A 14,125-nucleotide genomic window follows, 5' to 3' on the forward strand; every position below is an offset into this window, starting at 1 on the left:
CCCATGGCGCGGTACATATTCATCACCGGCGGCGTGGTCTCATCGCTCGGCAAGGGTCTGGCTTCAGCGGCACTCGGTGCCCTGCTGCAGGCTCGCGGGTACAAGGTCCGTCTCCGCAAGCTCGACCCCTATCTCAATCTCGATCCCGGAACGATGTCGCCGTATCAGCACGGCGAAGTGTTCGTGACCGATGACGGCGCCGAGACCGATCTCGATCTCGGCCACTACGAGCGCTTCACCGGACGGCCGGCCACCAAGGCCGACAACATCACGACCGGGCGCATCTACCAGGACATCATCTCCAAGGAACGCCGCGGCGATTATCTCGGCGCCACTATCCAGGTGGTCCCGCACGTCACCAACGCGATCAAGGAATTCGTGCTGTCCGGCAATGACGAGTACGATTTCGTGCTGGTCGAGATCGGCGGCACCGTCGGCGACATCGAGGGCCTGCCGTTCTTCGAGGCGATCCGCCAGCTCAAGAACGAGCTGCCGCGCGATCATGCGGTCTACATTCACCTGACGCTTTTGCCGTACATTCCAAGTGCCGGCGAACTCAAGACAAAACCGACGCAGCATTCGGTGAAGGAGCTGCGCTCGATCGGCATCCAGCCCGACATCCTGCTGTGCCGCACCGACCGCGAGATCCCCAAGGAAGAGCGCCGCAAGCTTGGCCTGTTCTGCAACGTGCGTGAAAGCGCGGTGATCGAGGCGCGCGACGTCGACAACATCTACGCGGTGCCCGAGGCCTATCACGCCGCCGGCCTCGACGACGAGGTGCTGGCCGCATTCGGCATCACCGCCAAGATCCCGCCGGCGCTGCAGAGCTGGAACGTGATCAACGAGCGCGTCCGCAATCCGGAAGGTGCGGTGACGATCGCGATCGTCGGCAAGTACACCGGCATGAAGGATGCCTACAAATCGCTGATCGAGGCGCTCTCGCACGGCGGCATCGCCAACAAGGTGAAGGTCAATCTCGACTGGATCGAGAGCGAGGTGTTCGAGAACGAGGACCCGGCGCCGTTCCTCGAGCACGTCAACGGCATCCTGGTGCCCGGCGGCTTCGGCCAGCGCGGCGCCGAGGGCAAGATCAAGGCGGCGCAGTTCGCACGCGAGCGCGACGTGCCGTATTTCGGCATCTGCTTCGGCATGCAGATGGCCGTGATCGAGGCGGCGCGTAATCTGGTCGGCATCGAGAACGCCAACTCGACCGAATTCGGTCCGACCGAGGAGCCGTTGGTCGGCCTGATGACCGAATGGCTGCGCGGCAACGAGCTCGAGAAGCGCTCGCAGGCCGGCGACCTCGGCGGCACGATGCGGCTCGGGGCCTATCCCGCGGCGCTCAACCGCGGCAGCCGCGTCTCGCAGGTCTATGGCGGCGCGACCGAGATTTCCGAGCGGCATCGCCATCGCTACGAAGTCAACACCGCCTACAAGGACCGGCTCGAGCAGCACGGCCTGCGCTTCTCCGGCATGTCGCCCGACGGCGTGCTGCCCGAGATCGTGGAGTACGAGGATCATCCCTGGTTCATCGGCGTCCAGTTCCACCCCGAGCTGAAGTCGCGGCCCTTTGAGCCGCATCCGCTGTTTGCCTCGTTCATCGAGGCGGCGGCGAAGCAGAGCCGGCTGGTCTGATCCGGCTCCTGGCGCTCGGTACGGATAGCCCGTCAACATCGCGCTTACGCGGGCGTGCAATCCTCGTGCGCGCGGCGTTCGCCGTTGACGCGCGCGACGGATGAATCATCAGCCGGCGCGGCGTCGCGCGTGATCAGCCGGTATTGCGGCCGCCGGGTCAGCCGGTAGACGGCGGCGGGCGGCACGTTGAGCAGCGCGCGATCGACCAGCGTGGCGCGCAGGCCGAGCCGGTCGAGGATCGGCCGCGGCACCGGACAGCGCATGCCGTAGGTGAACTGATAGAATGCGCCGCCGGGACGCAGATAGCTGAACGCACCGCTGACGATCGAGATCACCTTGCGCGGCGACATGTTGAGCAGCGGCAGGCCGCTGACGACAGCGCCGACGGGCGCGCCGGCGTAGAGCCGTTCCGACGCCAGCCGCGCCGCGTCCATCCACAGCACGCGTGCGCCGGGAAAGCGGAGCTGCAGCAGGCGCATGAAATCGGAGCCGTATTCGATCAGCGTGAGATCCTGTTGCCGCACGCCGCGCTTGAGCAGTTGATAGGTGAACGCGCCCGTGCCCGGACCGAGCTCCAGGATCGGTCCGGTGTCGGCGCTGATGTCGCGCGTGATCAGTTCGGCGAGCGCCGCGCCCGACGGCGCGATCGCGCCGACGCGGCCGGGTGCCGCCATCCATGCCGTGAAGAAAGAGAGGAAGTCGTGTGACATTTGCATTCCCAGCAATGTGTGACCGTGCTTCGATTCAAACTGCGAAGCGTGATCACCTGTTTGCGGGAGCTGCATTGCGACAACATTGCGCGATGTTGCCGATCACTGCGCGAAGGGCGCCGGCGGCAGCGTGAGGCGGAAGCACGCACCGCCCTTCGGACCATCGAGCACGGAAACGTGACCGCCGTGCAGTCTTGCGATCTCGCGCACCATGTTGAGTCCGAGACCGGCACCGCGATCGAGCGGAGCCAGCCGGTAGAACGGATCGAAGATCCGCGCGCGCTCGTCCGATGGAATGCCGTCGCCTTCATCGGTGACGTCGACCGTCGCGGTGCTGCCGACACGGATCGTGATGGTGCCGCGCCGGCCGCCATGCTGGATGGCGTTCTGCACCAGGTTGGTCAGCGCGCGCTCCAGCGCGGCGCGGTCGCCGAGCGTGTCGACCTGGTCCGCCGCGGTGTCGAGCGACAGTTCATAGCCGGCCGCGATCGCGAGCGGCGCGAGGTCGGCGGCGACGCTGCGTGCGACCGCGACGAGGTCGACGCGGACCAGCGGATTGCGGCACTGGTCGAAGCGCTGGATGTCGAGCAGCTGCTCGGCCAGCGTTGCCAGCCGCGCCGAGTCTTCCAGCAGGCGCGTCCTCTCCGGGCTTGCCGGCAGCGCTTCCAGCCGGGTGTTGAGGATCGCGATCGGCGTGCGCAATTCGTGGGCGGCGTCGGCGACGAAGCGCTGGTGGCGCGCATAGCCGTGGTCGAGCCGCTTCAACGCATCGTTGATGGCGGCAACCAGCGGCGCGACTTCGAGCGGCAGGTGGTCCGCCGACAACCGGCTGCCGCGCCGGCGGAAATCGATCCGGCGTGCTTCCTCCGCCGCGGTGTCGAGGCCGGCGAAGGCGCGCCTGACCACCATTGGCGTCGCCACGAAGGTCGCCGCGGCCATCAGGAGAAGCCCGGGCAGGGCGATCGCGAGGAAGGCGACCGAGGTGGCGAGCACGGTCCGCGCGCGCGACATCGGTCCTTCCGTCGCGGTCATGATCTGCACGAGGCCGATGTCGGCGTGAACGCGTTTCATGCGCGCCGGCGTCTTGCGCGGATCGTCCTCGAACATCTGCCAGCCGAGCCGCGCCTGGCTGATCTCGTTGAGCGCATCGCCGAGCCGGGCGAATTCGCCGGGCACCGGGCCCTCCGACAGCGAATGGCCCTGCGGGTCGCGCACCAGGAACCAGAGATCGGGCGTGTTGTCGCGCAGCTCGTTCAGCTCGGCCGTCGGGCGCAGCACGAGGCTGCCTTGCGCGTCGCGTGCGAGCGCGTGCTGCACGACGGCGATGACATGGTCTTCGTCGCGCGGCACCACCAGGACGCCGGACGCGCACAGGGCGGCGATCAAGAGCACGATGAGCGTGACCAGCATCACTGCCTGCAGCGCGACCAGCCGCCAGCTGAGATACGAGCGCAGGCAATAATGATCGGCGGTTTCGCTCATGAGGTCTGCTTCAGGAGATAGCCGACGCCGCGGATGCTGTGGATCTCGATCCCGGCGTCGTTGTCGGCAAGCTTGCGCCGCAGCCGCGAGACGTGTGTGTCGAGCGCATTCGACTGGATCTCGTCGTCGAAATTGTAGACGGCTTCCTCCAGCGCGCCGCGCAGCACGGTGCGTCCGGTTCGCCGCAGCAGCGCCTCCAGCACCAGCAGTTCGCGCCGCGGCAGGTCGAGCGGGCGGCCGTCGACGCTGACCTCACGATGGCTGCAGTCGAAGGCGACGCGCCCGGCGCGGATGATCTCGAGCTGCAGGCCGGCGGGGCGGCGCAGCACGGCGCGCAGCCGCGCCAATAATTCCTCGACCGCAAAAGGTTTTGCCAGATAATCGTCGGCGCCGCTGTCGAGGCCGATGACGCGGTCGGCGAGATCGCCGCGCGCGGTCAGCACGATGATCGGTACGCCGTCGGCGCGTGCGCGCAATTTCGGGATCAGCGCGAGCCCGTCGCCGTCGGGCAGCTGGCGGTCGAGCAGCACGGCCGCGTGCACGTCGGCGCAAATCGCCTCCTCGGCCTCGGCGAGACTGGGGACGTGGTCCACCACCATGTCGTAGGCCTTCAGCGCCTGCGACAGCGCCGCCGCCATCTCGGCTTCGTCTTCCACCAGCAAAATCCGCATGTTGCTCGTTATCCGGCTCTCCAACCCCCCGGTTCTATGGCGGCCAACATTGCAGCAACATTGCGGGAATGGCGCTGATGGAGCGGGCAGGGGTGCCATGTTGTCAATAAATAGGCAGAAAAGCAGTCGATTTCAGTGCGAGTCTTCAGACAGCAAATCCGGCCGAATCGGAACTAGTCGCGGTCGTTGCGACGTTTCGGCAAATAGACATTCGCCGGAATGCTTGTTTCAAACGCGGTTCAAGTGAGGTGATGTCCGCGCTCTAGATTGCGTGCTGAAAAAATCGGCTGCCTTGGGGTAAGGCGGATCTGTCCGTTAGTCACTCAACACCAACATTCAACCTGACATTCAACGGCTTGGCCCGCGGGCCAAAGATCGACAATTTGCGCCGATCGGCGGGACCAGACTGAATTTTTTACCGCGCGGAGGACCCGGGTATGCCTCTTGTGTCGAGATGGTTCGGCGGGAACGCTCGCCTTCAGACATGTCTGGTGTCTGACCCCGCGCACGTCGTGACAGGCGACTCGGGTGATCATGTGTCGCTCGTTCAAGAGGCGCTCGTGGTGCTGGACGAGGCGAGGATAGCGCCGGAAGAGATCGCGGGCCGCCTCTACGGGAAATCGACCGCCGCCGCCGTCCTCAGCTACAAGAAGAAGCGAGGCATCATCAATCGAGCCTACCAGACTGTCGCCGACAACATCGTCGGCAAGATGACTATTCGGTCGCTCGACGATGAGATCAGTGCAAAAGAGCTCCAGAGGTCGCGGTCGCTGCTGGCGTTCAAGGTGCCGGAGCAACCGTTGGGGCTCATCATCTCGCAGAGCCACCCGTTCCCGAACAGGTGGGCGACCCAGGTCGAGCAGGCTCACAAGACCCTCCTGAAGAAGAAGCCTTCGCCGGCAGGCCCCCCCGCGGTCGCGGTGCGGCAACTCCAGGCGCTCATCAGATCGGCCGGCCCGAACGGCCTGCTGCTTTTCGCGGTGGGACACGGAATCGCAAAGTCGGATTTTTCGGCGAGCGGCGGCTTCGATCTGGCCGAACGCACTGTGCTGCGGATTGGCGGGGTGGGATCGAGCCGCGATCCGAAGACGTTTGCGAACGTCTTCTACGACGAAAAGCCGCCGCCAAACGCCACGATCAAATTCTCGGAGAAGGAAATTGACGAACGAACCCGCCCGGCCGGATCCGACAGGCGCCTGAAGAATTTCGCGCTCTTCCAGACCCTGTCCCAGACGTTCAGGGAGACGAAGCCCCTGATTGTCCTGCTGACGTGCCGCGTCGGGTTGTCGCGCGACTTCCTGCAGAAGGTATCGGATATCTGGCAGAGCCCGATCCTGGCCTACGATGACTTCATTACCTACGAGGCCGATGTCCGCGACAATCGCATTCTTCTCCGCGTGCGCGCGATCCTCGACCGCGACAAGGGCAAGTTCGGAACGCCCAATCCGGGCACAAACACGACGTTCGCGGAAACCATGATTCCGATCTCCATCCGCGACATGTCGCTGTTTTTTCCAAGATAGGTCGACAACGCAGAAGCGTGGAGGTCGTCCGCGACGGGCGTAAACTTCGCCTTGGCGAACCTGTCCGACTATTTTGAAAGCACGACGTGACGTTGCGTCCTGCCGGATGCCCAACGCTGCCATGTTGTCGCCCCTCAAGACAGCCGGGAAGCCGCTCGCTATAACCGCCCGCGCAAAACAAATCTGGGAGGACCACCAGTGATCTACGAGACCCGCGTCTATCGTTGCCTGCCGGGCCGGCTGCCGGCGCTGCTCAAGCGCTTCGAGACCATCACGCTGAAGCTGTGGGAGAAGCACGGCATCAAGCAGGCCGGCTTCTTCACCACCCTGGTCGGCGAATCCAATCAGGAGCTGACCTACCTGCTGGCCTGGGAGTCGCTGGCCGACCGCGAGAAGAAGTGGACCGCCTTCCAGACCGATCCGGAATGGATCACGGCGCGCGCCAAGACCGAGGAGGACGGCCAGATCGTGCTCAACATCGTCAACCAGCTGCTGGTGCCGACGTCGTTCTCATCGGTGAAGTGATCGCGTGTCACGGGACGGGGCGACGGATGATCCCGTCGCGCCCGAACACCGTGAGCTATTGCGCGCAGCCCGAGGTCTGGTCGCCCTGGCGCACCATCGGCTTGCCGTTGATGAAGACGCCGTTGCTGCCGGAGGCGGCCTTGCCGCCGCAATGGTTGCGGTCGCCGACCACGACCGCCGGCTTGCCGTTGATCAGGACGTTGGGCACTCCCTCGACCAGCGCGCCGCCATTGCTGGTGGTGTCGCCGCTGCGCGCGGCCGGCTTGCCGTTGATGGTGACGCCGGTGGCGCCGCTGGTGACGACGCCGGGCTGGCTGGCGGTCTGGGCGAGCGCCGGCGCTGCGGCTGTGGACAGCACGACGGCGGCTGAGATCACGAGCGATAGGCGCATTTGTCCCTCACGGGTTCGGTTCCGGCGCAGTCTATAGCGGCGCTCGGGGCGGGAATATGATAGCACGGCGCTCCCACGGCGTCAGTGCAACCCCCTCCATCGCGGGGATGGCTTGATCCCTCAGGCCTCAGCTTGCATGGTCGGGCCGCGAAAGGATGCAACATATTGACCAGTCACGTTTCCGCGCAGGCCGCCGCGCCCGTCGTCGCCGTTGGATCGGTGCAGTTCGGCAATAACCTGCCGCTCCAGATCATTGCCGGGCCCTGCCAGCTCGAGAGCCGTGCGCACGCGCTGGAAGTCGCTTCGGCGCTGAAGGACATCGCCGAGCGGCTGAAGGTCGGTCTGGTTTACAAGACGTCGTTCGACAAGGCCAACCGCACCAGCGCCTCCGCCGCGCGCGGCATCGGCCTTGCGCAGGCGCTGCCGATCTTCGCCGAAATCCGTTCGTCGCTCGGCCTGCCGGTGCTGACCGACGTGCATGAACCTGCCCAGTGCGCTGAAGTGGCGCAGGCGGTCGACGTGCTGCAGATCCCGGCCTTCCTGTGCCGGCAGACCGATCTGCTGCTGGCCGCGGCGGCGACCGGCAAGGTCGTCAACGTCAAGAAGGGGCAATTCCTGGCGCCTTGGGACATGGCCAATGTGGTCAGCAAGATCACCAGCGCCGGCAACGCCAATGTGCTGGTCACCGAGCGCGGTGCGTCGTTCGGCTACAACACGCTGGTCTCGGACATGCGCGCGCTGCCGATCCTGGCGCGCACCACCGGTGCGCCCGTGATCTTCGATGCCACCCATTCGGTGCAGCAGCCGGGCGGCAAGGGCACCTCGTCGGGCGGCGAGCGCGAGTTCGTGCCGGTGCTGGCTCGCGCCGCGGTCGCGGTCGGCGTCGCCGGCGTCTTCATCGAGACCCATCCCGATCCGGATCACGCGCCGTCCGACGGCCCGAACATGGTGCCGCTCCGCGATTTCGAATCCCTCGTCAAGCGGCTGATGGACTTCGACTCGCTCGCCAAGACGATGCCCTGACGCGGCGGATCGGGACATGACCGCAACGAGCGGCATGCCGCCGGCCCTCAATGTCATCACGCTGGCGACCTTCGCCGCGAGCCTGTCGGTGCGCGCGCTTGATCCGGTGCTGCCGCATGTCGCCGAGGATTTCTCCGTCAGTATCGCGACCGCGGCGAGCTTCGCTGCGGTGTACGCCTTCACCTTCGCCGCGGTGCAGCCGGCGATCGGGGCCGCCGCCGACCTGTTCGGCAAGGCCCGGCTGATGACGATCTGCCTCGTGTTGCTCGGCGTCGCCAACATCCTCGGCGCGCTCTCGACCTCGTTCCCGATGCTGTTCGTGACGCGCGTCCTCGCCGGCATCGGCTCGGGCGGAGTGTTTCCGGTGGCGCTGTCGCTGACCTCCGATCTCGTCGGTCCCGAGAAGCGGCAGCTCGCGATCGGGCGCACGTTGGCGGGATCGATGACCGGCAATCTGCTCGGCGCGACAGCCTCCGGCCTGATCGGCGATCTGCTCGGCTGGCGTGGCGTGCTCGCCGTGCTCGGCGGCCTCGTCATCATCGTGGCGTTGGCGGTAGCGGCAGGCTTTCGCGGCGCCGAATTGAACCGGCCGCCGCGAACCAGCCTGAAGGCGCTGCGCCACGGCTATCGCACCATCTTCACCAATCCCAACGCGCGGATCTGCTACTCGGCGGTCTTCATCGAAGGCTGCTGCGTGCTCGGGCTGTTTCCGTTCATCGCCGCATTCCTGTTCGAGCTCGGCGAAACCTCGCTGTCGATCGCCGGCATCGTCATCGCCGGCTTTGCGATCGGCGGACTGATCTACACGCTGACGGTGTCGCGCCTGCTGCCGTGGCTCGGCGTCCGCGGCATGATGGTGGTCGGCGCGACGCTGGTCGCGACCCAGCTGGTCGGCGTCGCCTTCGGCCCGCTCTGGAAGCTGCAGATGGCGGGCTTGTTGGTGATGGGCCTCGGCTTCTACATGATCCATGGCTGCCTGCAGGTATTCGCCAGCGAACTATCCGTCGAGGCGCGCGCCACTGCGCTGTCGCTGCATTCGTTCTTCTTCTTCATGGGCCAGACTGTCGGCCCGATCGCCTATGGTTTCGGCCTGCAGCACGCCGGCAAGACGCCGACGCTGGTCTCGGCCGCCGTCGTGATGGTGGTGCTCGGCTTCATCTGCGCGAGATTTTTGAAACAGGGCAGGCCGGCCGATGCCGCTGCGCGGCCGGACGTCGAGCCGTAGCAGCTAACCGTCGCTTCGCCGGCGGTATCTGGTTCGCACAAGACTTTCTACGGGGAGGCGCGGCAGGGTCAAGTAACCGCGGATTAACTGTACCTGTTTAGGTTGCGGCCGTCGGCTGGTCCGAAGCGTTGTGGTGCCCGTCGCGTTGGAATTTGGAATGACGGGTCAGTACAAAAACGGCGGCAAGGCAATCAACGCCATTCTGCGCGATGCGAGTGGTCAGCTTCCGCACGGTGTCGATCCTCAGGTTCCGAACGTTGCCGATTCCCCGGTTCCGAACGGCGTTGATTTCAAGGATGTGACCGGCATCCTGTTCCGGCGCAAGGCCTGGGTCTTCGGGGTGGCTGCGGCCTTCTGCGCGATGGCGGTGACGTATGTCGCGTTCGCGCGGCCCGCCTATACCGCGACCGCCGAGGTCTATGTCGATCCACGCGACCGCCCGACGCCGAAGGACGAGCCCTCGGTGCAGAACTCCGTGCCCGGCGACGGCTTGCTGCTGGTTGAAAGCCAGCTGAAAATCATCACGTCCGGTGAAGTGCTGACGCGCGTCGTCGACGAGATGAAGCTGGCCAGCGATCCGGATTTCAACGGCCGGAACGACCTCACGGGCGCGATCAAGGCGCTGCTCGGATTATCGCAGAACAAGCCTCCCGAACTGGTCGCCTTGCGCAATTTGCGCCTGAACACGGCGGTCAAGCGTAATGACCGTTCGTTCGTCATCGATATCATGGTGTCGGCCCGCACGCCTGAGCAGGCGGCTAGGCTCACCAACGCCGTGGCCAATGCCTTTCTGGAAGGGCAGGCCAGTGCAAACTCGAATTTCAACCGCCGCATCTCGGACGCGATCACATCGCAGCTGGACCGGATGCGTGCTTCCGTCAACCAGTCGGAACAGGCTGTCGCAGCCTATAAGGCCGCCAACAATCTGGTGGGCGCGCGAAACAGATTGGTGACCGAGCAGGAGCTCGACGAAGCCAATACCCAACTGACGAATGCGAAGACGCGGCTGAACGAGATCCTGGCGCGCGTCAAGGTGATCGAATCGATCGAAGCCGGGGGCGCGCAGCTGGAGGCGCTGCCGGAAGCAGTGCAGTCGGCGACGATCGCGCAGCTTCGCGCCCGTGCAGCGGACGCTTCACGCGAAGAAGCGCAACTGGCGCTGATCAACGGTCCCAATCATCCGGCGCTCCGGTCTGCGCGCGCGCAGCTCCAGGACGTTCAGGTCGCGATCAAGAACGAAGTCAAGCTGATCGCCGCAGCGGTCCGCAACGCGGCCGCTGGCGAGCGAACCAACGTGCAGACGCTGCAAGCACGCTTCGATTCATTGAAGAAGCTCTCGGAGAACAACGAAAAGGTCATGGTGCCGCTGCGTGAGCTGGAGCGCAAGGCGGACTCCGATCGCGCCCTCTACGAGACGTTTCTCGCAAAGGCCAAGACCGCGGGCGTACAGGAAGTGATCGACACCACCAATATCAGGCTGATCTCGCAAGCGTCGCCACCGGATCGCAAAAGCTGGCCTCCGACCGCGATCATCCTGGCCGTGGCACTGTTCGGCGGCCTTAGCCTCGGCGTCGTCCTGGCCCTGGCGCGCGAAAGCCTCGACAACGGGGGCGGGGGAGCACCGAAGCCGACCGCGCGGCGCGTAACTGTCTCGCCGCCGCTGCAGCCGGAAGTCGTCGCTCCCGTCAGAACGGAGCGCCCAGTCCGGTTGCGCGATTTTTCAGCGGAACTGCTCGGCGGGCCCTCGGGGCACTCGGTGCTGCTGGTCCGCGCCTCGTCCGAGGCCTCGCTTGATCTGGTCGCACTGGAACTGGCGCGTTCGGTCGAGGAGGCGGGGCAAAAGGTGATGGTCATCGATGCCGATCTGGCGCGCCATCCGGTGACGGCGCGCTTACGCTTCGGCCAACATGCTGGTTTCCGCGACGTGCTGGCCGGCAAGTCCGCTATCGGGGAGGTGGCCCGCGCATTGGGACGAACGAACATTCAAATCGTTCCGGTCGGCATCACGAAACTGGCTTCGCCGGACCGCCGGATGCGTGCTTTGCTCTCGACTGCGTTGATCGCGGCGCGCGGCTTCGACTGCGTCATTATCGACGGCGGCGAACTGGGCGGGACACCATCCGAATTCGGGCTTTACGCCATGGCTGACGAGGTGATCTTCCTGGAGTCCGCGAGGGGCGCCAGGACGGATGATGCGCAGGTTCTGGCCGAACTGCTGAAGCACAACCGGATCAAGGCCAAATTCGTCATCGTGGAATCCGATCCCGAAACAGTGGCGGCATGAATTGAGCAGTCGCGTTGCCGGAGACGAAGTTACGCTCTCGCACGCCGCGCCGCCTGCAGGGACGATCAGACTGAGGTTGCCGTTTGCCGGCCCGCGCATGCAGAACCTGCTCGCGGCCTATGTCGTCGTCCTGTTGTTCGTGCCCTCGACCCTGCTTGATCTCGTCGGCTATGACTATTCGTCGATCGGCGGGTTGCCGCTGACCAAGATACACTTCGCCACCTATTTCATCGTCTTCGTGTTCCTGGCCTTCCTCGTCTCGTATCCGCGCAAGGCCGACCTTGCCCGCTACTATCTCGCGACCAAGCTCGGGACGATCTACTTCTTCTTTGCGGCGACGTTTGCGGTGGTCAACATCGTCATCGACAAACGAAGCGGATTCGGGATGTATTTCGACACCGATCTGCATCTGTTTCTGTGCTGCATGCTGGTGCCGTTCGTGCCGCCGCACGACATGGACCGGCTCGAACGCCTGCTGCATTGGTTTTTCGCGCTCAATGCGGTTGTCGGCATTTTCGAGCTCGTCTCCGGCATCAACGTCTTTCCGCTCATGACATACTCTCCGGACGGCTACTCGACGCTGGAGCCGCGGTCGACCGCCTTTCTCAGCCATCCGCTTCACGCGGCAAGCGTCACCTGTGCCTACATCGTTAGCCTGCTGCTCGGCGCCGGCAGGCTGCTGCGGCCGAATTTGCGCGTTCCGATGATTGCCTTGCAAATGACGGCGCTGCTGGCCTTCGGCGGCAGGACCGCCTTTCTGCTGACCCTGATCATCGTCGCCTTCGCCTTGCTGTGGCAGGTGCTGCGGTTCGCCGGGGGAAAGCCCGTTCCCCGCATCCATGTGATCCTTGCCGTCGCGGTCGTCCCGGTCGGGATCGCTGCCATCGCCGTTCTGGCCTACGCCGGCTTCTTCGATCAGTTCCTCGATCGCTTCACGGAGGACGGCGGCAGCGCCCGCAGCCGCGTCTTGATGTTGCCGTTGCTGTGGTCGTTCGACTGGACGGACTTTCTCTGGGGCGCGAACACCGATTACGTGCGGGCGCAAGTCTATACGTTCGGCCTCGAGTGGGGCGTCGAGAATCCTTTTCTTCAGATGAGCGTCTACCAGGGTGTGGTGGTCGCATCCCTCGTCATGTCGGGGCTGCTGCTGCTGCTGTATGATGTCTACAAGCGGCTTGAGCCATACGTGATCTTTCCGATCGTCACCTACCTGATGCTTTGCAACACCTTCGGATCATTCGCGGGTCGCTTCGTCAATTTCTCGATCTTCATCGTCATCGTCTCCACGCTGTTCCGGCGGCGGGACGTCTCGCGGGATTACGTGACCTGACGAGGATCAACTCATGGCCGCCCTTGCATTGGACTCGCACATCGCTCCCCCCGCCATTGTGCTTCAGGTTGGCGAAAGCGAGCGTCCCTCGGCGCGCGGCGGCCGACTCCTGCCGCCCGGTTTCCTGAGCACGTCGGGCAGTCAGATCGTGGATGCTGCCGGCCGCAGTGTCCGCATCGCATCGATCGGCTGGAACGGAACGGATAGCCCGCCGGGTGCGGTGCTCGCGGGTCTTTGGCGCGTGAGCTACCGGACGGTGCTGGATTCGATCGTCGGAGGTGGATTCAACACGGTCAGAATCCCCTGGACCGACGCCGGTCTCGATGCACGGCTCAATGGCTATAACGATCGGCTCGGCTGGATTCACACCAGCCTGAACTGGGATCTGGTCGCCGATCCGGCGCCGGATGCCAATGGGCACTATCGCTACGTCACCACGATGCAGCTGTTCGACAAGGTCGTCAGCTACGCCGGACAAATCGGCCTGAAGGTGATTTTCGACCATCACAACAACGAAGGCACCGAGCAGAAGAACGGTCTGTGGTTTGATCTGGGACCGGGAAGCGCGAGCAGGGACGGCGGCGTCAAGGGGCGGGTCACCGCCGAAACGTTCAGGCAGAATTGGCAGCGGATCGCCCGGGCATTCGCCGGAAATGCCACGGTGATCGGCTTCGATCTGCATAACGAGCCGAACGGTGAAAAGGGCCGCATCACCTGGGGAGACGGCGGGCCGACGGACATCAAGGCGATGTGCGAAAGCGTGGGTTCGGCGATTCAGTCGGTCAACAAGGACGCGCTGATCATCTGTCCCGGGCCGTTCTTCTACGCGCCGCCGCCGCCAGCCTCGGGGATGGATCCGAAATACGCCGCGCCTGCGGGAAATCTGACCGCCGCGGGTACCAATCCGGTGAAATTGCCGATTGCAAACAAACTCGTCTACACCGTTCATGAGTATCCGGATGAAGTCTCCGATATTGCGCGATTTGGCCTCGCACAAAGTGGAACGGACTATGTCGATCGGATGAACCGGAGCTGGGGCTATCTGGTCCGCGACAACATCGCGCCGGTCTGGATCGGCGAAATGGGTTCGTCGCTACGGACACCTGCCGACCGTGACTGGGCCGCGTCATTGATCGGATACATGACGGGTGAATATGCCAGGCAAGGCGGCCCGGCGTTTGGTCCCGGCCAGCAGCCCATCAGCGCCAGTTGGTGGTTGATCGGCCCATCGAACGATCCGCCCTACGGCATCCAAACCGAATGGGGCATCGGCAATTATCGCCCCGAACAGCAGGACATCACCGACCGCATGCTGATGCGATAGAC

General features: G+C 64.7%; 12 protein-coding genes. 8 read left to right on the forward strand and 4 right to left on the reverse strand.

The window, feature by feature from the left end; translation table 11 throughout:
- The first annotated feature begins 3 nt into the window (after positions 1-3).
- The gene (locus tag JQ633_RS19450) at positions 4-1,635 is read left to right on the forward strand and encodes a CTP synthase (protein ID WP_211986667.1); all 1,632 of its coding nucleotides are present in this window, start codon (positions 4-6) and stop codon (positions 1,633-1,635) included.
- 44 nt (positions 1,636-1,679) lie between these two features.
- Here the strand turns inward: JQ633_RS19450 and JQ633_RS19455 are convergent, their stop codons facing one another.
- The 3 genes from JQ633_RS19455 to JQ633_RS19465 form a co-directional block, all read right to left on the reverse strand.
- Complete coding sequence (locus tag JQ633_RS19455) at positions 1,680-2,345, reverse strand: class I SAM-dependent methyltransferase (RefSeq protein ID WP_211986668.1); 666 nt, start codon at positions 2,343-2,345, stop codon at positions 1,680-1,682.
- A 102-nt stretch (positions 2,346-2,447) separates the two neighbouring features.
- The gene (locus JQ633_RS19460) at positions 2,448-3,827 is read right to left on the reverse strand and encodes a sensor histidine kinase (RefSeq protein WP_211986669.1); all 1,380 of its coding nucleotides are present in this window, start codon (positions 3,825-3,827) and stop codon (positions 2,448-2,450) included.
- Positions 3,824-4,498, reverse strand: coding sequence for a response regulator transcription factor (locus JQ633_RS19465; RefSeq protein ID WP_211986670.1), 675 nt, complete (start codon positions 4,496-4,498; stop codon positions 3,824-3,826). Before JQ633_RS19465 ends, JQ633_RS19460 begins: the two co-directional genes overlap by 4 nt.
- Before the next feature lie 491 nt (positions 4,499-4,989).
- Between JQ633_RS19465 and JQ633_RS19470 the strand changes: the two genes are divergently transcribed.
- Both JQ633_RS19470 and JQ633_RS19475 read left to right on the forward strand, forming a co-directional pair.
- Complete coding sequence (locus JQ633_RS19470) at positions 4,990-6,021, forward strand: hypothetical protein (protein WP_211986671.1); 1,032 nt, start codon at positions 4,990-4,992, stop codon at positions 6,019-6,021.
- A gap of 198 nt (positions 6,022-6,219) precedes the next feature.
- On the forward strand, positions 6,220-6,546 hold the full coding sequence (locus JQ633_RS19475; RefSeq protein WP_211986672.1) for an NIPSNAP family protein: 327 nt from the start codon (positions 6,220-6,222) through the stop codon (positions 6,544-6,546).
- Positions 6,547-6,601: 55 nt separating this feature from the next.
- On the opposite strand, the gene JQ633_RS19480 is transcribed toward JQ633_RS19475, so the two are convergent.
- Entirely contained in the window at positions 6,602-6,937 is a 336-nt protein-coding gene (locus tag JQ633_RS19480; protein WP_211986673.1) for a PAAR domain-containing protein, read from the reverse strand.
- 165 nt (positions 6,938-7,102) lie between these two features.
- On the opposite strand from JQ633_RS19480, the gene kdsA reads away from it, so the two are divergent.
- The 5 genes from kdsA to JQ633_RS19505 all read left to right on the forward strand — a co-directional run bounded on the left by kdsA (position 7,103) and on the right by JQ633_RS19505 (position 14,123).
- Positions 7,103-7,960: a 3-deoxy-8-phosphooctulonate synthase gene (gene kdsA, locus JQ633_RS19485; RefSeq protein ID WP_211986674.1), complete on the forward strand. Its 858-nt coding sequence runs from the start codon at positions 7,103-7,105 to the stop codon at positions 7,958-7,960.
- Between the two features lie 16 nt (positions 7,961-7,976).
- Positions 7,977-9,185, forward strand: coding sequence for an MFS transporter (locus JQ633_RS19490; RefSeq protein ID WP_211986675.1), 1,209 nt, complete (start codon positions 7,977-7,979; stop codon positions 9,183-9,185).
- Between the two features lie 157 nt (positions 9,186-9,342).
- Complete coding sequence (locus tag JQ633_RS19495) at positions 9,343-11,469, forward strand: GumC family protein (protein WP_211986676.1); 2,127 nt, start codon at positions 9,343-9,345, stop codon at positions 11,467-11,469.
- A gap of 97 nt (positions 11,470-11,566) precedes the next feature.
- Positions 11,567-12,799 carry a VpsF family polysaccharide biosynthesis protein gene (locus tag JQ633_RS19500; RefSeq protein ID WP_211986677.1) on the forward strand — a complete coding sequence of 411 codons (1,233 nt, stop codon included), beginning with the start codon at positions 11,567-11,569 and terminating at the stop codon, positions 12,797-12,799.
- 13 nt (positions 12,800-12,812) lie between these two features.
- Positions 12,813-14,123, forward strand: a complete 1,311-nt coding sequence (locus JQ633_RS19505; protein ID WP_211986678.1) for a glycoside hydrolase family 5 protein — start codon at positions 12,813-12,815, stop codon at positions 14,121-14,123.
- The last annotated feature ends 2 nt before the right edge of the window (positions 14,124-14,125 follow it).

The organism is Bradyrhizobium tropiciagri, from assembly GCF_018130505.1.
Classification (GTDB): domain Bacteria; phylum Pseudomonadota; class Alphaproteobacteria; order Rhizobiales; family Xanthobacteraceae; genus Bradyrhizobium; species Bradyrhizobium tropiciagri_B.